Genomic DNA, 18,480 nt, shown 5'->3' with positions numbered 1-18,480 from the left:
TGATACTAAATCTAATCCGACGGGCTAGCTTACTCGCCCGCCAGGATTTCACTCACATAGCGTGCAACGGCAGAGACCTTGGAAATTGTTCCCGAATAGTCCATATACGTCGGCCCCACGACGCCCAGCCCGCCGAGTGCCGCCGCATGCTCGCCGGTGCCAAAACCATAGCGCGTGGCCACGACAGAGGTTTGGCGCAGCTCGTCGGCTTCGTTCTCCTCGCCGATGGATACAGAAACATTGCCCAAATCCGGCACGCGCGCCAGCAGCTTGAGCACGACGACCTGCTCCTCGAGGGCCTCGATGATAGAGGGCAGGCCCTCGGTCAGGGCCACGCGGGTGAGGTTGGACGTACCCGCCATAATCAGGCGATCGGAGGGCTGTTCCACGAGGGTCTCAATCAGCGTCGTCGCGGCCTTGAGGAGGTGGGGGCGGATGTCGGCTGGGGAGTCGTCGACAAGCGCGGCCAGCTCCACCGAAGCATCGGTGAGCGTCTTGCCCTCCAGGGCGGTGTTGAGGATATCGCGCAGGCGGTGGGTCTGCTCGGGGTCGATCACGTCATCGAGCTCCACATTGCGCTGATCGACGCGCCCATTATCCGTGATGAGCACCAAGAGCAGGCGCACCGGTGAGAGTGCCACGACCTCGCAGTGTTTGACGCGGGAGACCTTGAGGTTCGGCATCTGCACGACGGCTGCTTGCTTGGTTACCTGGGCCAGCAGCTGAACGGAACGCCGCAGCACGTCTTCCAAATCCACCCCGCCTTCGAGGAAGGTGAGCATGGCGCGGCGCTCGGCCTTGGAGAGCGGCTTGACGTCGTGCAGCGTATCGACGAATTGGCGGTAGCCCTTCTGCGTGGGCACGCGTCCAGAGCTGGCATGTTCCTGGGCGATGAGCCCTTCGGCTTCGAGCACGGCCATGTCATTGCGAATCGTCGCCGAGGACACACCCAGCTGGTAGCGCTCGAGCAGGGCCTTGGAGCCGACGGGCGATTGCGAGGCGATATAGTCCGCGACGATGGCGCGCAGGACCTCTTGGCGGCGGGCATCGGTGGAGCTGGACATGTCTTTAAGGCTATCCGTTCTGGCGGGCGATGAAGTCGTCAAAATTTGGCACAGTGTAGCTCACCCTGCCGTGTTCTGGAGCATAGATCAATCCTTTACTAATGAGCTTGGCTCGCACAGGACCCAGTTTCTTCGTGTCTTTACCTAAGATGTCCGCGATGTCCTTGCTCGAGATTTCCTCTCCGCCAACCTTTGCCATCGCGGTCAAGTAGTCCCGCTCGGCTGGAGTAGCGCGATCCCACCTGGCTTGGAAAAACCCGCGGTCCAACTGCTCAATTCCAAGCCGCGCGGCGCGTCGAGCTGCATCGGAATCCATAGGTGAAGTTCGCGCAGTGCGCCACATTTGTGCACCAAATTCCTGGATGAAATACGGATACTGCCCCGATACATTAGCTAGATATTCAACTGCTTCATCGTCAAATTCCACATTCTGTGTCCGCGCAGGTTCACGGAAGGCGGCAACTGCGGCATACATTTCGAGCCTGCCAATTTGGTGCACCTCGAACATTCGCTCTGCATAAGAGCGGGACTCCGCCAGAATCCCTGGCAGACTCGGGAGCCCAGCGCCAATAATGTAAAAAGGCAAGCCCAGCTGCCCTGCTTCATGTTGTGCAGAAATGAGTGCTTCGAGCAGCTCTTCATCAAGGTCTTGCATTTCGTCGATGAAGATTCCTAAAGCTTTATCCTCCTTGAGGAGCGTCGTAGTGATGGCCTCGATCACATCGTGCAGATCAAGCTCGAGGTTTCCTGTTGCCGGAGGAATATCTCCTACTTCAACCCCAAGGTCAATAATGCTTTGTCCTACCGAGAGCGAAAAAGATTTTACGACCGCAGCAATAAAGTGAAAACCCTCAGATACCTTGGCTTTCGTCCGATAGCGCAAAGAGGCTTTGGCTAAACCTTGCGCTAGAGCACGGCGGGCTCCTTCTCGTCCACGTGCCCCCTGCGAAGCCTCAAACTTAATCGTTAGCCAGTCGGCTTGGTCAGCCTTCCTTTTTAATTGGTTGAGCAGCACGGTCTTACCCACTCCACGCAAGCCAACGAGCAGCATTGGACGGCCAAGCAATCCGTTCTGGACGCGTTTGACAAGATTGTCAAACGCATGAAGGTCTCTCTCGCGCCCAGTAAGAACTGTCGGCGCGATGCCCGAGCCAGGAGTATAGGGGTTTAAGGCGTCATCCATGCCACTAATACTAGCAATATCGAGAGCGACTAACAGGTTTCTCGACGTGGAGAGAGAAACTAACACCGCTATCAAACTTCCCGACGACAGGAGCAAAACTAACAAATTCCCGGCGGAGCTAACTTTAAGTCCCCATGTCTCCTCGACGTCGAAAGGCCAAGGCCTAGCCACTTCTTCGCAGCTTCGCGGTTGCATCACACAGCTGGTTCTACTCAGATGGTTCAGGTCATACGGTTTACTTGCCCCCAAACGAACCTTCTAGCAGCCTAAGGAAGGTTTGTTTGCCCCCAAACAAACCTTATGACTAGAACCTTTCCACTGGAACCATGTGCGGAAGGCTGAGGACAGGCCACGAGCAGGGTACGGCCGCTAATGAGCCAGCTGATGCGGATCCGGAGGTCGGCCCGCAGGCGGGGCAAGCCCCTAGCGAGCGGTGCCTTCGGCGGTATCTTCGGCGACAAGGAGGTCGGTGATGATCCCATCCGCGAGCAGGCGTCCCGCCTTGGTCACGCGGAGGTGGTCGCCGGCGCGCTCGAGCAGGCCGCGCTCGATGAAGCGCGCGGCGACGGGCTCGGCGGCCGGCGCGAGCCAGGACGCAGGGATGCCCTCGCGCAGGCGCAGTCCCAGCATGATGCGCTCGGTGTGGCGATCGGCGGCGCTGAGCTGCTCGCGCTCCTTGATGGGAAGCTCCCCCTCGCTGACAGCCTTGATATAGGTCCGCGGGTTCTTCACGTTGAAGAAGCGCTCGTTGCCTAGGTGCGAATGCGCGCCCGGGCCCGCGCCCCACCAATTGCCGTCCACCCAGTAGATGCGGTTGTGCTGGCACTCCCCGCCCGGCTTGGCCCAGTTGGAGACCTCGTACCACTCAAAGCCTTCGGCCTCGAGCGTGGAGGAGATCATCTCATAGCGCCGGGCCAGCACGTCCTCGTCCGGGGCCGGAAGCAGGCCCTTCGATACCTTGCGGGCCATGCGCGTGCCGTCCTCCACAATGAGCGAATACGCACTGATGTGGTCCACCCCGGTCTCCAGGGCGCGCTCCAAGGTCAGGGCAACGTCGGCGTCTTCTTCAGTCGGCGTGCCATAAATCATGTCCAGGTTGACGTGCTCGAAGCCCGCGGCGATGGCTTCGCGTGCCGCATCGAAGGCGCGGCCCGGGGTGTGGGCACGCTCGAGCACGGCGAGCACGCCCGGTGAGGCGGACTGCATGCCAAGGGAGAGGCGGGTGAAGCCGGCGTCGAGAAGCCCGGCAAAGTACTCCGGCGAGGTTGACTCCGGGTTGGATTCCGTGGTGACCTCCGCGCCCGGGGCCAGCCCGACGGTATCGCGCACCCGATTCAACACACGGCCCAACCCCTCGGCCCCCAGCAAGCTCGGCGTACCGCCGCCGATAAAAACCGTTTCGGCCTCACGGCCTACCTGGGCCGCCGCCATCTCCAGCTCCTTCTCCAGCGCATCCAGATAATCGCTGGTCAGATCCCCTCCCAGCTCACCCGGGGTATAGGTGTTGAAATCGCAGTAGCCGCAGCGCGAGGCACAGAAGGGAACGTGAATATAAAGACCGAAGGGATCCATGGGGAACAAAATAACCGACTACACCGTTGAAGCGGTAGTCTATAGTGCAGATTTGCAACCCCGATAGTTAAGAAAGGCCCCCTTTTTTCGTGGAACCTCCGAGTCGATGTCCCCGCCTCCTTAAGGCGGTGGGGTAAGCCGTGTTATCTGCCATCCTGATGATTGTGGCGGGTTTCGCCGTCATCGCTCTCATTATCGTGGCCAACGCGTACTTCGTCGCGCAAGAATTCGCCTTCATGTCCGTGGACCGCACGCAGCTGCGCCAGCGTGCCGCTGCGGGGGATAAACCAGCGGAGCGCGCGCTCAAGATCACGCAGAAAACCTCCTTCATGCTCTCCGGCGCACAGCTGGGCATCACGATTACGGGCCTGCTTATTGGTTATGTGGCCGAGCCCCTCGTGGGCCAAGGCCTGGGCCAGCTGCTCGGTGGCGTGGGCGTGCCCACGGGCGTGTCCGTTGCCGTGGGCACAGTGACGGCGCTGGCCGTGTCAACGGTTCTCACGATGCTCTTTGCCGAGCTCTTCCCCAAGAACTACACCATCGCCGCCCCCATGAAGTCAGCGCTGCGGCTGTCTGCGTCCACGATGTGGTACCTCAAGATCTTCGGCTGGCTGGTCCACTTCTTCGAGTATTCCTCCAACGCCATCCTCAAGGTCTTCGGCATCGAACCGGTGGAGGATGTCGATTCCTCTGCCACCACCGATGACCTGGAGTCCATCGTGGATGCCTCCCACGAGGCCGGCGACTTGGATGAGGACACCTACCTGGTGCTCGACCGCCTCCTCGACTTCCCCGAACACGACGTGGGACACGCCATGATTCCGCGCTCGCGCGTGGATGTCATCGAGCCGGAGACCACCATCGGTGAGGTCCGCGAGATGATGTCGGAGAACCACACCCGCTACCCCATCATCGACGATGAACATAATCCCATCGGCGTGGTGCACCTCTACGACGTGCTGGGCACCGAGCTGCCCGCGGCCACCCCGGCCCGCGAAATCATGAAGGAACCCGTGGTAGTGCCGGAGCTCATGCCGCTTCCCGACGTCGTCACGGAGCTTCGCGACGCCGACGAAAAACTCGCCTGCGTCATCGACGAATACGGCGGCTTCGTGGGCATCGTGACCATGGAGGACTTGGCCGAGGAGATCCTCGGCGATGTCACCGATGAGCACGACCTCGAAGAGACCGAGGAGATCACCGAGCAGGACGAGACGCACTGGATCGTCGACGGTGACACACCCATCGACGAGGTCGAGCGCGCCATCGGCCACGACCTGCCGGAGGGTGATTTCGAAACCGTCGCCGGCCTGCTCATCGCGCACTCCGGCACGTTGCCGGAGGAAGGCGAAGAGCTCGCCATCGAGCTGGAGGCAGAGCCTGAAGACTGGGTCGACGGCGATGAAGCCCCCACCCGCACGCTCAACGTGCGCGTCGAGGAAATCGACCGCCACGTGCCCTCCGTCCTAGCCCTAGAGCTGGTGGAGGAATTCCCGGAAGGAGACGATGACTAATGACTGATACTTGGTGGTTCAACCTCCTCATCACCATTCTCATCATTGCTGCTTCCGGCTTCTTCGTGGTCATCGAGTTCTCCCTCATGGGTGCGCGCCGCAACCGTCTGGAGGAAACCGCGGAATCCTCCGCTGCCTCGCGCGCGGGCCTTCGCTCGCTCAACGAGCTGACCATCATGTTGGCCGGCGCCCAGCTGGGCATTACCGCCGCAACCTTCGTCCTCGGTGCCGTGACCAAGCCGTGGGTCCATCACCTGCTCATGAGCCCGCTGGAGGCCCTCGGCTTGCCGCTGGGCGTTGCTGACGTCGTCTCCTTCCTCCTTGCACTTTTCGTCGTGACCTTCCTGCACCTGGTCATCGGTGAGATGGCGCCAAAGTCCTGGGCCATCGCCCACCCGGAGACGGCCCTGCAGCTCATTGCGGTTCCTGCCCGCGGTTTCATCTGGCTCTTCCGCCCGCTGCTGATCTGGATTAACAAGATGGCGAACAAGCTGGTGCTCATGACCGGCGAGGAACCCGTCGACCGCGCCGGTGCGGCCGGCTATGACGCGGAGACCCTGCGCCACCTCGTCGAACACTCGCGGCAGACGGGCACGCTTGACGACGACTCCGCGAACCAGATCACCGGCGTCATCGAACTGGAAGCTTCCACTGCCGCACAGTTGGCCCGCGAGCACGGCTCGGAAATCTTGCCGCTGTCTTCCGATGCCACGGTGGCTGAGCTGCATGACCTCGTCGTAAACAAGTCCATCATGCGCGTGCTGGTCTACCCGCGCGCCTCGCGCATTCCGCGCATCGTCCACGTCCGCGATACCCTGCTGGCGGATCCGGAAACCCCGGTGCTGGAGTTCTCCCGCCCCGCGTTGGCGGTGAGCTCCTCCTCCACCGTGCAGAAGACTCTGGATCAGATGCGCGCCCGCAACGAGCAGCTCGTCATGGTGGGCAAGCCCACCAAGGACAAGACCGTGTGGATCTTGACCTGGGATGACATCATGGGCCAGCTGTGGCCGCAGATTACGGAGCAGCTGGACCAGGCCGCGCCGGCCGCCAAGAACCCGGGGGTCTAGCGCTTGCGCGCTAGACGGGGCACACGAAGCTAAGCGTGGTGCACGAAGCTAGACGGTGGCACGCAAAGTTATTCGTGCCACGCTAACTACGAAAAGCGCCACCGAGAGAGGGAATCTCGGTGGCGCTTTCCTTTTGTCCTTGTGTGTTGGCAACAAGGAAGTCTGTGATGCGGCTCCTTAAGCGGTCGTGGCGGCCTGCTTCTGGCGCTTAGCCCGGACGCGGGCGACGACGGCGTCGATACGCGCGCGCTCCTCTAGGAAGGGCGGCGGATTGTGCCCGCGCATGGTGCGCACGAAGGCGGGGTGTGCCTCAACGACGGTGTGACGCCAGGCTTGCACGGCAATAAGGGAGGATTCTCCCGCGCGCTTGTACAAGTTCGGCAGGGAAACCACGTCGAGGTTGCGGGCCACGGCGTCGGTTTGCGCCAGCACGTACTCGACCAGCTCGCGCAGGTAGGCAGCCACCGCGGCGGTACGGCCGCGCAAGGTTTCTGCCAGCTCGGAGACCACGACGGGCGGGCCGGAGATAGGCAGGCCCTCAGCGAGTGCGCGGGCGGTGAGCTGCTTCGGTTCCTCGACGTCATTGTCGCCGGAGGAGGCAGCCGAGATAGTGCCGGACTTCAGGCCGGAGACCAGCGCCTGGCGCAGGCCGATGAGCTCGCCGACGCAGCGCCCGGAATCCACGCGGGCGTCTTCGACGATATCCCCCAGCTCGGCCAAGCAGTCGAGGGAGAGTTCATCGTCCCAGTCCTCGATGGCCTCGATGAGGTGCTCGATGTAGTCGACGACTTCATCGCCGATGTTATAGATTTCTTGGGTCAGCTCACGGTGGCGCAGCTCGGCTGCGATCTTGTGCATAGGCCGCCCTTCCCGTGAGAACCTCTAGTTGAGGTTTAGAGTTTTTCTGACCCCGCTGACTCTATTAGAGATCCTCGCATTCGGCTGCGCGACACTCCGAAGGAATTCACAGACTCCGTCCAGCCTTATTTCTTGCCGGCGTAGAGGCGCTCAATGTCAGCCGCATAGCGCTGGGCCACCACGTAACGCTTGACCTTCAGGGTTGGGGTGAGCTCGTTGCTTTCCTCGGTGAGGTCCTGATCCAGGATGACGAACTTCTTAATACCCTCCGCGTGGGAGACGGTGGCGTTGACCTGGTTGATGGCGTCCTGAATATCCGCGCGCAGCGCCGGATCCGCAGCTACCTCGCGCATGCCCTTGGTCGCGGCGATGTTGTGGTCCGCCTTCCAGCGCTTGAGCGCGTCCTCATCCAGGGTGAGCAGCACGCCGACGAAGGGCTTGCCGTCGCCAACCACCATGGCCTGGGAGATCAGCGGGTGGGAACGCAGGATATCTTCCATCGGGCCAGGCGAGACATTCTTGCCGCCCGCGGTGACGATGAGGTCCTTCTTGCGGCCGGTGATAACGAGCTTGCCTTCTTCGTTGATCTCACCGAGGTCGCCGGTGTTGTACCAGCCGTCCTGCAGCGCATTCTCGGTGGCTTCCGGGTTCTGCCAGTAGCCCTTGAAGACGATATCTCCCTTAATCAGGATCTCGCCGTCCTCGTTAATGCGCATCGTCGTTCCGCCCAGCGGCGGGCCGACGGTGCCGATGGACTGATCCACGAAGTCCACGGCGGCAGCCGCTGCGGTCTCCGTAAGTCCATAGCCCTCGTAGATGGTCACGCCGATGCCGCGGTACCAGTGCAGCAGATCCTGCGAGATGGCCGAGCCACCGGAGATGCAGTACTTGACCTCGCCGCCCATTGCCTGGCGGATGGCGGAATAGACCAGCTTGTCAAAGGCCTTGTGCTTGGCCTTGAGAACTCGGTTGGGGCCCTCCGGGGTATCCAGCGCCTTGGAGTATTCGATGGCGACTTTCTCCGCGCTGTCGAAGATCGCGCCCTTGAACGCGGAGGAACCATGCGCCTTGGCGGACGCACCGTTGCGTACCTTTTCAAACACGCGCGGCACGCCAAGAATCAGGTTCGGGCGGGAACGAGCGAACTCAACGGTGATGGTGCTGAAGTCCGCCCAGTGGTTCTGGGACGCACCACCGATGGTGACCGCCAGCGACACCGCACGGCTGAAGACGTGTGCCAGCGGCAGGAAGGTCAGGACGTGTGCGCCCGGCACGGCGATGGCACCAATGGGGTTGGTCAGCAACCCGCGGGCTTCCGCCAGCCAGTTGCGGTGGGTCAGCATGCAACCCTTGGGGCGCCCGGTAGTGCCGGAGGTGTACACCAGGGAGGCGACGTCGTCAGTGTGCGTAGCTTCGATGCGCTGGTTGACGGTGTCGTCGCTGATGTCGCGTCCCTCAAACTTCAGCGTATCGATGGCCGAAGAGTTAATTTCTAAGACACGGCGCAGCTGGGAGGGGGAACCGTGCAGCTGCGGGGTGCCGTCCTCCTGCAGCTTCAGGTGCTTGACCAGCTCGGAGTGCTCGCGGGTTTCCGTGATGGCGAGGATTGCGCCGGAGTCCTCGATGATCCACTGAACCTGGGACATCGACGACGAGGGGTACACCGGAACGGAAACCGCACCGGCGGCCCAGATGGCGTAGTCCAGCAAGGACCACTCATAGCGGGTGGTGGAAATGAGCGCCACGCGGTCACCCTGCTCCACGCCGAAGGCGATGAGCCCCTTGGCCACCGCGTAGACTTCCTCGACGAATTCCTTGGCGGTGACGTTGACCCACTCGTAATTCGCCGGACGGGTAAACAGCACGCCATGTGGGCGGGCGTGCGCCGTAGCCATCATGGCGGTAAGGCACGTTTCGCCGTCCTTGATCTCGAATTCCGCTTTGGTGTGCGCTTCATTCAAAGTCACAGTTGTGTCCTTTCCCACAAAAACTAAATTCCAGCCCACTCTACCAACCTGATTTATTACGCGCGTGGGGAGGGCGTGGCACAATTGGGGGATGTGACTACCCGTGATCTGCTTCAAGAACTTGCCCAACGCCACGGTGTGGCCTGCGAGTACACCGCCCAGAACGGACAGCCTGTGTACGTCAGCGAGGAGACAATCACCTACACGCTGCGCGCACTCGGCGTCTCTATCTCCGACCGTCCGGACGATGAGGAGCTAACCCAAGCCCTCTTCGAGGACTACCTCGCTCGGGCTTCCCGCCCACTGCCGCCCTGCGTGGTGGCCCGCGAAGGCGCCGAAAAGTCCTTCGCAGTCCACGTCCACGACGGGGATCCGATCTCCGTCACGATCGAATTGGAAAGCGGCGAGACCCGCCCGACTTACCAGGACCCCAACGATGCCCCGGCTGCCGACGTCTCCGGAACCATGTGGGGCGAGGCAAGCTTCCACGTCCCCGGCGACCTGCCTCTCGGATTCCATAAGCTGCTCCTGTCCTCTCCCGGCATCGGAGAGCACGAGTGCCCGCTCATCGTCGTGCCGAACCACCTGAGCACGGCCGACCGTTATCTTGAGCGCCCCGCGGCGGGTGCGATGGCGCAGCTGTATTCGGTGCGTTCCGAGAAGTCTTGGGGCATGGGTGATTTCGGTGACTTAGCAGAGCTGGCGGAGGTCTTAGCACCGGACTACGACTTCCTCCTTATTAATCCGCTGCATGCTGGCGAGCCGATTCCGCCGGTGGAAGACTCGCCCTACCTGCCCACCACGCGGCGATTCATCAATCCGATCTATATCCGCATCGAGGACGTCCCGGAGCTGAAACTGCTCAGCCCGGAACTCCAGGATGACGTGGCCGAGCTGGCCGCCGAGTTCCGCGAGCGCAACCTGTCTGCGGAAGAGATTGATCGTGATTCCATCTTCGAGGCCAAGCTGCAGGTCCTCCAGGAGCTCTTCAACAAGGGGATGACCCCAGAGCGCCGCACCGCCTTTAGCGAGTACCAGCGCCGCGAGGGCCGTGGCCTGCGTAACTTCGCGCTGTGGTGCGCCGAGACCGAGCTCGAACGCCACAGCGGCCGTCGCCACGCGCTGAGCCTTGACGTCAGCGAGTTGGCTGAGTTCTATTCCTGGCTGCAGTTCCTCTGCGATGAGCAGCTAGATGCTGCCCAGCGCCGCGCGCTCGACGCCGGCATGAGCATCGGGCTTATCACCGACATGGCCGTGGGCATCCACCCCGCCGGTGCCGACGCCGTCAATCTGGCGGAATACCTCGCCCCGCAGTGTTCGGTGGGCGCCCCGCCGGATGATTACAACCAGCAGGGCCAGGACTGGTCTCAGCCGCCGTGGCACCCGGTCCGCCTGGCGGAATCCGGCTACCAGCCGTGGCGTGACTTGTTGCGAACGATGCTGGGCAATGCTGGCGGCCTGCGCGTTGACCACGTGCTCGGCCTGTTCCGCCTGTACTGGATCCCGCGTCACTCCACCCCGCTCAACGGCACCTACGTGACCTATGACTGGGAGGCTATGCTCGGCATCCTCGCGCTCGAGGCTGAGCGCGCCGGCGCGGTCCTCGTGGGCGAGGACCTAGGCACCCTGGAGCCGTGGGTCCAAAACGCTCTGCGCGATATGGGGGTGCTGGGCACCACCATCATCTGGTTTGAGCACGCCGAGGACGGCCCCACCCCGCGCCCGCAGGATCAATACCGCCAGATGGCGATGTCCTCGGTGGGCACGCACGATCTGCCGCCGACGCTCGCCTTCCTGCGCGGCGACCACATCGCGCTGCGCGCCCGCCTGGGTCTGCTCACCCGCCCGGTGGCAGAAGAAGAAGCCGAGGACCGCGCGTGGCAGGAAAAGGTCAAGGACAACCTGCAGGCCTATGGCATGTTGGACAACCGCGAGAGCGAAGAGGACATGCTCGTTGCCCTGCACCGCTACATCGCGGGAACCCCGTCGGCGCTGACGGTGACCAACCTGGTGGACATGGTCGGTGACGTGCGCGCCCAAAACCAGCCGGGCACGACGAAGGACCAGTACCCCAACTGGTGCATCCCGCTGTGCGATACCGCCGGCAAGCCGGTGTTGTTGGAGGATCTGCCGAAGCAGGAGCTCTACCAGCGCCTCGCCCAGGCCGCCACGAGGCCGGGCGCCGGGCGCTAAACGACGACGCCGACGATGGCCACCACGACGATGAGCGCGATCATCAGCCAGAGGGTCACGCTCACTCGGGACTTGGGCAGTGCGCGTTTGCGGTGGGGAGGCTGCGGGCGCTCGGGGTCCCACAGGCCTTCGCGGTGATCATCGTCAGTCATGTTTCTTCATCCTAGTCGCGGGTGCTAGCCACGAATTCACACGGTCGATAACCCACATCAGCACCCACCCCATGACGGTCGCGGCCGGCACTGCGGTCACGGCGAGCACCGCCATCTGCGCCCACACTGGCGCCTGCACGAGCCATTCCATGCCCTCAGGGTAGCCTGTTGTCCATGAGCAGTGCACCTTTCGACGTCACCTGCCCCGCGGGCACCATCACCGGCTACCTCGATGGGGACGTGGCCCATTTCCACTCCATCGAGTACTCCCACATTCCGGGAGATTTCGACAACCCCGAGCCCGCCCCGCCGCGTGACCAGGACGCGCGCGAACCGCATCCGGAGAAGGTCGCGCTGACCATCACCGCCCCCGCGCCCGGCAAACGCACCGCCGCCCTAGCACCCACCCTGGTCTACATCCACGGCGGCCGCTACGAGCACGGCTCCCACGAGGACCCCCGGGCGGAGGGCACGCCGACTGCGGAGGCGGGCATCGTCCACGTGCAGCTGGACTACCGCGTGGGGCTGCCGGGGCTCGCCCGTTTCCGCGATGATGAACCCAACCACTACCGCGCCATCGAGGACCTGCAGCTGGGCTTGGAATGGATCCAGTGCAACATCGAGTCCTTCGGCGGCGACCCCACCAACGTCACCGTCGTGGGCCAGTCCGCCGGCGCCAATGCCGTTCTCTGGCTGTGTCGGCGCGACCACTACCGCGGGGCTTTTCGCCGCGCCGTGGCGCTCTCCCCGGGCTTCCCTCGGGAGAGCTTCGAGGAGCGCAAGGCCACGCTGCGCCAGGTGATGAAGAAGCCCATCACGCGCTCCTCCCTCGCGGCGATGAGCCAAGAGGAGCTCGCGGCCGGCTACGCAAAATTCCGCAAGAAGTACAGCCTCGATATGGCGCTGGGCCCTACCCCACTGGAGTGTGGGCAGCTTGCCGACGTCCCCCTCATCCTCGCCAGCACCCGCGACGAGTTCTACAACATCCCCGCCACGCAGAAGATCGACCGCTCCCCTTTCCGCGGCCTCATCCTGCGCTATGTGGCCCCGCGCTTTGGATTTCCCCGCAATGGTTTCAAACCGTGGTATCAGGTGGCACAGCACATGGATAAGGACCGCCCGATGGGCCGGTTGGTGGGTGATGCCATCATCCGCCGCTGGGCGGCAGAGGTGGCGGAGAAGGCACCAGGTAAGACCTGGATGGTGGAGTTCACCCGCTCCTCGGGCCCGGCCTTGCACTGCGAGGAGCTGCGCCCGCTCTTTGGGGACACGGAGCTAGCACAGTGGCTGCGGGACTTCGTGCGCACCGGCGAGCCCGGTTTCGAGGCCTACCGCCCCGAGCACGCCATCTGGGAATACAACCTGGATAACGGCGAAAACCGCGTGGCCTATTCCAGCCTGGATTATATCTCGGCGGCCTTCGCCCAGGATGGCAGCCTGCTTTAGGCCAACAGGGCCTCGCGCAACGGCTCGTGGGCCAGCTCCTCAACCATCCACGGGCTAAAGGCGAATGGCGTGGCATCGGCGGCAGCGAGGACATCGCGCACCGGGACCCACGCGAAGGAGTCCACCTCATCCGGGTTAGGCGTGGGTTCGTCGGTGGTCTCAAAGAGATAGACCGGGCAGATTTCGTTTTCCACCACGCCGGAGGAATCCACGGCGCGGTAGGAAAAGTTCGGCAGCACTAAGTGAGGGGTGCCGCTGAGGCCAAGTTCGAACTGGGCGCGGCGCACGACGGCGTCGGCAGTCGGCTCATCCGGCCCGGGGTGTCCGCAGAAGGAATTGGTCCACACACCAGGCCAGGTCAGCTTGGACAGTGCGCGGCGGGTCAGCAACAGCTCGCCTCCGCGCACCACCCAGGCGGAGAAAGCAAAGTGCAGCGGAGTATCCGCGGTGTGGACGGCGGCCTTCTCAGCTACGCCTGCGGGCTTGCCCTCGGGCGAGGCTAGAACGACGAGTTCCGTCATAGATTGAGGTCTCCTACAAAGCGCACGTTGCCGATGTTAAAGCGCGCGTTCCACAGGTTGCCGGGGGCAACGTCATAGACATACTGGAGGTTGGTGGACGCGCCTGCCCCCAGCGGGTGGTCCAAGCCCGGCGCGGGCAAGTCCGTGTTGACGGCCGGGTCATAAGCAATCGGATCCACGGTGGCCCAGCCGCCGTTGCCATCGGCGCGCTCGAGGGTGGGTTCCGGGAGGGCGTCGGCAGGCATGGGCACCTCGTTGAGGTTGTGGATCTTCACCGTGAGCACCGTTCCACCGCCGCCGGAGTACAGGCCCTGCAGCTCATACTCCACGTTGAGTCCCTTGTCCTTGACAGGTGCCGCCAGGTTAGAGGTCACCTCTTCGGCGTCCACGTCTTTAGCCTCAAAGGTCGGCGGCTCCGAGCTGGACACCACGATGTTGTCCTGCAGGCCCGTGTCCGGCGGCTGGAGGATGCTGCAGCCTGAGAGGGCAACCAGGCACAGCGGGGCACACGCTAGGGGGAGGTACTTCTTCACCGCGAATCCTTTTCCATCACGACTTCGGTTTCTCCCTTACCTTAGTCGACGGGTTGGATATTCCTATTAAGGGCGTAACATCGGCCGACGATGAACTCTATTCTCCGCATCGTCCGCAGCGCATCTGCGCTGTGGCCGTTCTATCTCGGCGTCCTAATCACCGCGTCAGTCACCGCGATTCTCTCGCTGCTGACTCCCTTCATCCTCCGCGAGGCCACCGACACCGTCGTCGCAGGAGGCCCGCTGCGCACCATCCTCTGGTGGGTCGTCGCACTCTTTGTGGCAGATGCGCTGGGCAACGTGGTGAAAAACATCGGCGGCTATATCGGCGATGTCATGGTGGCGCGCCTGCGCCAGATTCTGTCCACGCGCTACTTTGCCAAGCTGCTCTCCGTGCCGCAGGGTTATTACGACAACCAGGTCACCGGCACCATCATTGCGCGCTTGGACCGCTCGATTGCGAATATCACGCAGTTCCTGCAGTCCTTCTCCAATAACTTCTTCGTCATGCTGATCCAGGCCGCGGCGGTGTTGGTCATCACCGCGGTGTACTACTGGCCGCTGGCCATCTTGCTGGCAGCACTCTTCCCCATCTATATGTGGCTCACCGCGCTGACTTCGGAGCGCTGGCAGAAATTCGAGGCCATCAAGAATGAGAACATCGACGTGGCCAACGGCCGCTTCGCAGAGGTCATCGGCCAGGTGAAGGTGACCAAGTCCTTCGTCGCTGAGGCCCGCGAGTTGGCCTCCTTCGGTTCGCGCTACCGCACAGTGGTGGATACGACGAAGCCGCAATCGCGGTGGTGGCATTCCATGGATACCGCGCGTGGCGCGGCCATGGCGCTGATCTTCTTAGGCATCTATGGCCTGATCTTCTGGCGTACCTTGGAGGGCCACTTCTCCATCGGTGACATGGTCATGCTCCTGCAGCTGGTGAACATGGCCAAGCAGCCGGTGTTCATGATGAGCTGGATCGTGGATGTCAGCCAGCGCGCCATCGCCGGCTCCAAGGACTATTTCAAGGTCATGGAGGAGACCCCGGAACCGACGGTAAACCCGCAGCTGGTCGCCGCCGCTGACGCCTCCGACGTCCCCGAGCTCGATCTCACCCCGGCCGAGCCGCTGCGCCCAACGCAAGGCCCGGTCTTTGCCTTCGAGGACGTGTCCTTCTCCTATGAGTCGGAAAAGCCGGTCGTCGCCGATATTTCCTTCGCCGCCCAAGAGGGCCATAAGGTCGCGCTTGTCGGCGAATCCGGCGGCGGCAAGTCCACCTTGGTCAACCTGCTGCTGGGCCTGTACCAGCCCACGGAGGGAAAGCTGACGGTGCTGGGGCACGACGCCGCGGAGCTTACCGCCGAGCGCCTGCGCGCCTCAGTCGGCGTGGTCTTCCAGGAGTCCTATCTCTTCTCCGGCACCATCAAGGAAAACATCGCTTATGGCAAGCCGGGGGCGACGATGGAGGAGATCTTAGACGTCGCCAAACGCGCCAATGCACACGACTTCATCGAGGAATTCCCCGATGGCTATGACACCGTCATCGGCGAGCGCGGCCTCAAGCTCTCCGGCGGGCAGAAGCAGCGCGTGGCCGTGGCGCGCGCCATGCTGAAGGACGCCCCCATCCTCGTGCTCGACGAGGCCACCTCGGCGCTGGACACCAAAGCCGAGCGCGCTGTGCAAGCGGGCCTGGATGAGCTCATGAAGGACCGCACCACGCTCATCATCGCGCACCGCCTGTCCACCATCGCGGACGTGGACACCATCATCACCCTCGACCACGGCCGCATCTCCGAAATTGGTTCCCCGGCCGAGCTGGCGCAGTCCGGCGGCATCTACGCCGAGCTGCTGCGTTTGACCCAATCCGCCTCCGCCGCCGACCGCCAGCGGCTGAAAAAATACGGATTTGTGCAGCCCACCGACGAGTAAGGTGGGGCGCATGCATTTCCCTAGCCTGAAAGAACTTAGTGCCCGCGGCACCCGCAAGTGGACCGTCTATGACGAGGACATCATTCCGCTGTGGATCGCTGAATCGGACTTCCTCACCGCCCCCGCGGTGAAGGAAGCAATCCAGGAGGCTGTCGACGCCGAATCCTTCGGCTACACCCCGGCGCCGAAGGCCTCCGAGCTCAACGCGGCCCTGGCGGATTTCTATGAATCGCGCTATGGCTGGCGCCCAGAGCACGTCTTCTGGATTGGGGACGTCGTGCGCGGGCTGCTGCTCGGGGTGCAGTACTTTACTGAGGGCGCGGTGGCCGTACCTGTTCCGTCTTACCCGCCGCTGCTGGAGCTGCCGGAGACCGCGGGACGAGAGAAGATAGAGACCTCGCTGGAGCTAGACGATATCGAGCGTGCCTTTAAGGCTGGCGCCGGTTCTATCCTGCTCTCCCACCCCTATAACCCGCTGGGCATCGTCTTCGACGAGGACTGGCTGCGGGGACTCGTGGAACTGGCGGATAAGTATGATGCCCGCATCCTCTCCGATGAGATCCATGCCCCGCTGGTCTACGAAGGCCGCCACATCCCGTTGGGCGCTTTGTCCGACCGCGTCATCACCGTCACCGCTACCTCCAAGGCATGGAATACCGCGGGTCTCAAGTGCGCGCAGGTGATCTTCTCCAACTCCGCGGACGTGGAGCGCTGGAATTCGCTGACCGGTGTGGCCAAGGACGGCACCGGCACGCTGGGCGTTCTAGCGGCGGAGGCCGCCTACCGCGACGGCGGGGAGTTCCTCGACGAGGAGATTGCGTACTTAAAGAAGACCCGCGACTGGCTGGTGGAGGAGCTGCCCAAGCGCGTGCCGGGCCTAAAGACTTCCCACCCGCAGGCCACCTACCTGCTGTGGTTGGATTTTTCCGGGACCGCTATTGGTGATGACCCGAAGCCCGCGGCGTGGGTCCGTGAACACGCCAAGGTGGCTCTCAACGAGGGCGTGACCTTCGGTACGGGCGGCGAGCACCACGCGCGTTTGAACTTCGCCACCTCCCGCGAGCTGCTCGAAGAAGCGCTGGACCGGCTGGAGAAGGCCTTCAGCTAGAGTTTACATCTCATGTCATGGGCATTATTCTTAGAAAAATGTCCATTAATGACGCTCAGGCTCCCTCTCAGTCCGCCTCGAAGACGGGTTCCCCCATCGGCATCGTCATCGTTGCCTCACTCATGCTCTTCTCCATGTTCTTTGGAGCGGGCAACCTCATCTTCCCGCCGGAAGTCGGTGTCTCCTCCGGCACCAACTTCTGGCCCGCCACTTTGGGCTTCCTCGCCGCCGGCGTGGCACTGCCGGTCTTGGCTGTGGTCGCGGTGGCTATCTCCGGCCAGTCCGTGCGGGACATCGGAAACCACGGCGGCAAGATCTTCGGCGTGGCCTTCTCCGTCATTGCGTACCTGGCCATCGGCGCCTTCTACGCCCTGCCGCGTACCGGCGCGGTGTCCATGGAAACCGCCATCACCCCGCTGCTGGGTTGGGAGGGGACCTTCGCCAACGGCGCCTTCAACGTCGTCTTCTTCCTTATCGCGTTGGCTTTGGCCTGGCGCCCGAATGACATCATCGACACCCTGGGCAAGTTCCTCACCCCGGCGCTGGTCATCCTGCTCGCGGTCCTCATCACCCTCGCTACCGTGGCGAATCCCCGCGTTCCCGGCACCCCAACCGAAGAGTATGCCTCCGCACCCTTCGTTACCGGCCTCTTTGAGGGCTATAACACCATGGACGCCATCGCGGGCCTGGCTTTCTCCATCGTCATCGTGACCTCCCTGCGCTCCAAGGGTTTTTCCAAGAACAGTGAGCTGCTGCGCGGAACCATTCTCTCCGCGGTCATCGCCGGCGCCCTACTCGCCGCCATCTACCTGGGGCTGGCGTGGATCGGCCAAACCATGCCGAACGGCGCCTCCTATGAGTCCGGCGCCTCCCTGCTTGCCGACGCCTCCAATCTCACCATGGGCAATATCGGCCAGGCCGTCTTCTCCGCCATCGTCATCCTGGCGTGCATGACCACCGCCGTGGGCCTGATTTCCGCCACCTCGGAGTTCTTCGCCCTCCTTGTGCCGAAGACCACCTACCATTTCTGGGCCTGCCTGTTTACCGCGCTGTCCATCGCCTTCGCTTTCCAGGGCCTCGACACGGTGCTTGCCATCGCGGTGCCCTTCATCGTGTTCTTGTACCCACCGGCTATCTCGCTGATTGCGCTGACCCTCCTGCAGCCGGTGGTCAAGAAGTGGGTCACCTTCTACTGGGGATTCCGCTTGGCACTGTGGGTTTCCGTGCTGTGGTCCGCCGCCACTTCCTTCGGCGCGCCGCTTGATTTCGCCCCTGGCCAAGACGTTGGTTTGGGCTGGGTGGTTCCCACGCTCCTCGCATTTGCCATCGGCGTTATCATCGACGTTGTATCTACAGGCTCGTCGAAGAAAAGTGAGTAG

At 62.9% G+C, this 18,480-nt stretch carries 16 protein-coding genes; 7 read left to right on the top strand and 9 right to left on the bottom strand.

Translation table 11 applies throughout. The features are described from left to right. Window positions 1–29 precede the first annotated feature (29 nt). The 3 genes from hrcA to hemW form a co-directional block, all read right to left on the bottom strand. Window positions 30–1,064: a heat-inducible transcriptional repressor HrcA gene (gene hrcA, locus ACUY3D_RS07260; protein WP_070530209.1), complete on the bottom strand. Its 1,035-nt coding sequence runs from the start codon at window positions 1,062–1,064 to the stop codon at window positions 30–32. 10 nt (window positions 1,065–1,074) lie between these two features. Then, entirely contained in the window at window positions 1,075–2,247 is a 1,173-nt protein-coding gene (locus ACUY3D_RS07255; RefSeq protein WP_070682975.1) for an ATP-binding protein, read from the bottom strand. Between the two features lie 423 nt (window positions 2,248–2,670). Beyond that, window positions 2,671–3,819: a radical SAM family heme chaperone HemW gene (gene hemW / locus ACUY3D_RS07250; protein WP_448240724.1), complete on the bottom strand. Its 1,149-nt coding sequence runs from the start codon at window positions 3,817–3,819 to the stop codon at window positions 2,671–2,673. A gap of 140 nt (window positions 3,820–3,959) precedes the next feature. On the opposite strand from hemW, the gene ACUY3D_RS07245 reads away from it, so the two are divergent. Further along, the gene (locus ACUY3D_RS07245; protein ID WP_448240723.1) at window positions 3,960–5,333 is read left to right on the top strand and encodes a hemolysin family protein; all 1,374 of its coding nucleotides are present in this window, start codon (window positions 3,960–3,962) and stop codon (window positions 5,331–5,333) included. After that, entirely contained in the window at window positions 5,333–6,400 is a 1,068-nt protein-coding gene (locus tag ACUY3D_RS07240; protein WP_070530201.1) for a CNNM domain-containing protein, read from the top strand. Before ACUY3D_RS07245 ends, ACUY3D_RS07240 begins: the two co-directional genes overlap by 1 nt. Before the next feature lie 177 nt (window positions 6,401–6,577). Here ACUY3D_RS07240 and ACUY3D_RS07235 read toward each other — a convergent pair whose 3' ends face one another. Continuing rightward, complete coding sequence (locus ACUY3D_RS07235) at window positions 6,578–7,258, bottom strand: hypothetical protein (RefSeq protein ID WP_070519581.1); 681 nt, start codon at window positions 7,256–7,258, stop codon at window positions 6,578–6,580. A gap of 125 nt (window positions 7,259–7,383) precedes the next feature. Beyond that, entirely contained in the window at window positions 7,384–9,225 is a 1,842-nt protein-coding gene (locus tag ACUY3D_RS07230) for an AMP-dependent synthetase/ligase (protein WP_070530199.1), read from the bottom strand. A 93-nt stretch (window positions 9,226–9,318) separates the two neighbouring features. Here ACUY3D_RS07230 and malQ point away from each other — a divergent pair, with 93 nt between their 5' ends. Beyond that, window positions 9,319–11,418, top strand: a complete 2,100-nt coding sequence (malQ, locus tag ACUY3D_RS07225; RefSeq protein WP_448240721.1) for a 4-alpha-glucanotransferase — start codon at window positions 9,319–9,321, stop codon at window positions 11,416–11,418. Here the strand turns inward: malQ and ACUY3D_RS07220 are convergent. Together ACUY3D_RS07220 and ACUY3D_RS07215 are read right to left on the bottom strand one after the other, a co-directional pair. Continuing rightward, window positions 11,415–11,570 (bottom strand): hypothetical protein, encoded by a 156-nt coding sequence (locus ACUY3D_RS07220; RefSeq protein ID WP_185963341.1) that lies wholly within the window; start codon window positions 11,568–11,570, stop codon window positions 11,415–11,417. The genes malQ and ACUY3D_RS07220 overlap by 4 nt on opposite strands. Then, window positions 11,563–11,721 (bottom strand): hypothetical protein, encoded by a 159-nt coding sequence (locus tag ACUY3D_RS07215; RefSeq protein ID WP_168164014.1) that lies wholly within the window; start codon window positions 11,719–11,721, stop codon window positions 11,563–11,565. The genes ACUY3D_RS07220 and ACUY3D_RS07215 overlap by 8 nt, the downstream gene beginning before the upstream one ends. Window positions 11,722–11,744: 23 nt before the next feature. On the opposite strand from ACUY3D_RS07215, the gene ACUY3D_RS07210 reads away from it, so the two are divergent. Then, window positions 11,745–13,016: a carboxylesterase family protein gene (locus ACUY3D_RS07210; RefSeq protein ID WP_448240720.1), complete on the top strand. Its 1,272-nt coding sequence runs from the start codon at window positions 11,745–11,747 to the stop codon at window positions 13,014–13,016. Here the strand turns inward: ACUY3D_RS07210 and idi are convergent. Both idi and ACUY3D_RS07200 read right to left on the bottom strand, forming a co-directional pair. Continuing rightward, window positions 13,013–13,537: an isopentenyl-diphosphate Delta-isomerase gene (gene idi / locus ACUY3D_RS07205; RefSeq protein ID WP_070519572.1), complete on the bottom strand. Its 525-nt coding sequence runs from the start codon at window positions 13,535–13,537 to the stop codon at window positions 13,013–13,015. The two genes, ACUY3D_RS07210 and idi, sit on opposite strands and share 4 nt — an antisense overlap. Further along, window positions 13,534–14,070: a hypothetical protein gene (locus ACUY3D_RS07200; protein WP_448240719.1), complete on the bottom strand. Its 537-nt coding sequence runs from the start codon at window positions 14,068–14,070 to the stop codon at window positions 13,534–13,536. The genes idi and ACUY3D_RS07200 overlap by 4 nt, the downstream gene beginning before the upstream one ends. A 90-nt stretch (window positions 14,071–14,160) precedes the next feature. Between ACUY3D_RS07200 and ACUY3D_RS07195 the strand changes: the two genes are divergently transcribed. Genes ACUY3D_RS07195 through brnQ form a run of 3 tightly spaced genes read left to right on the top strand, consistent with a single transcriptional unit; the run spans window position 14,161 to window position 18,480 of the window. Then, window positions 14,161–15,993, top strand: coding sequence for an ABC transporter ATP-binding protein (locus ACUY3D_RS07195; RefSeq protein ID WP_070597418.1), 1,833 nt, complete (start codon window positions 14,161–14,163; stop codon window positions 15,991–15,993). A gap of 10 nt (window positions 15,994–16,003) precedes the next feature. Then, window positions 16,004–17,101 (top strand): MalY/PatB family protein, encoded by a 1,098-nt coding sequence (locus tag ACUY3D_RS07190; RefSeq protein ID WP_070597419.1) that lies wholly within the window; start codon window positions 16,004–16,006, stop codon window positions 17,099–17,101. Window positions 17,102–17,139: 38 nt separating this feature from the next. Continuing rightward, on the top strand, window positions 17,140–18,480 hold the full coding sequence (gene brnQ / locus ACUY3D_RS07185) for a branched-chain amino acid transport system II carrier protein (RefSeq protein WP_448240718.1): 1,341 nt from the start codon (window positions 17,140–17,142) through the stop codon (window positions 18,478–18,480).

Source organism: Corynebacterium guaraldiae, assembly GCF_053480195.1.
Note: the sequence above shows the minus strand (reverse complement) of the source record. Positions and strands in the feature narration are given on the sequence as shown.

Coding starts and splice junctions, on each gene's coding strand:
- ACUY3D_RS07240 (WP_070530201.1), top strand. CDS start 5,333: ATGACTGATACTTGGTGGTTCAACCTCCTCATCACCATTCTCATCATT.
- ACUY3D_RS07210 (WP_448240720.1), top strand. CDS start 11,745: ATGAGCAGTGCACCTTTCGACGTCACCTGCCCCGCGGGCACCATCACC.
- ACUY3D_RS07190 (WP_070597419.1), top strand. CDS start 16,004: ATGCATTTCCCTAGCCTGAAAGAACTTAGTGCCCGCGGCACCCGCAAG.
- ACUY3D_RS07215 (WP_168164014.1), bottom strand. CDS start 11,721: ATGGAATGGCTCGTGCAGGCGCCAGTGTGGGCGCAGATGGCGGTGCTC.
- ACUY3D_RS07235 (WP_070519581.1), bottom strand. CDS start 7,258: ATGCACAAGATCGCAGCCGAGCTGCGCCACCGTGAGCTGACCCAAGAA.
- brnQ (WP_448240718.1), top strand. CDS start 17,140: ATGTCCATTAATGACGCTCAGGCTCCCTCTCAGTCCGCCTCGAAGACG.
- ACUY3D_RS07195 (WP_070597418.1), top strand. CDS start 14,161: ATGAACTCTATTCTCCGCATCGTCCGCAGCGCATCTGCGCTGTGGCCG.
- hemW (WP_448240724.1), bottom strand. CDS start 3,819: ATGGATCCCTTCGGTCTTTATATTCACGTTCCCTTCTGTGCCTCGCGC.
- ACUY3D_RS07255 (WP_070682975.1), bottom strand. CDS start 2,247: ATGGATGACGCCTTAAACCCCTATACTCCTGGCTCGGGCATCGCGCCG.
- ACUY3D_RS07220 (WP_185963341.1), bottom strand. CDS start 11,570: ATGACTGACGATGATCACCGCGAAGGCCTGTGGGACCCCGAGCGCCCG.
- idi (WP_070519572.1), bottom strand. CDS start 13,537: ATGACGGAACTCGTCGTTCTAGCCTCGCCCGAGGGCAAGCCCGCAGGC.
- hrcA (WP_070530209.1), bottom strand. CDS start 1,064: ATGTCCAGCTCCACCGATGCCCGCCGCCAAGAGGTCCTGCGCGCCATC.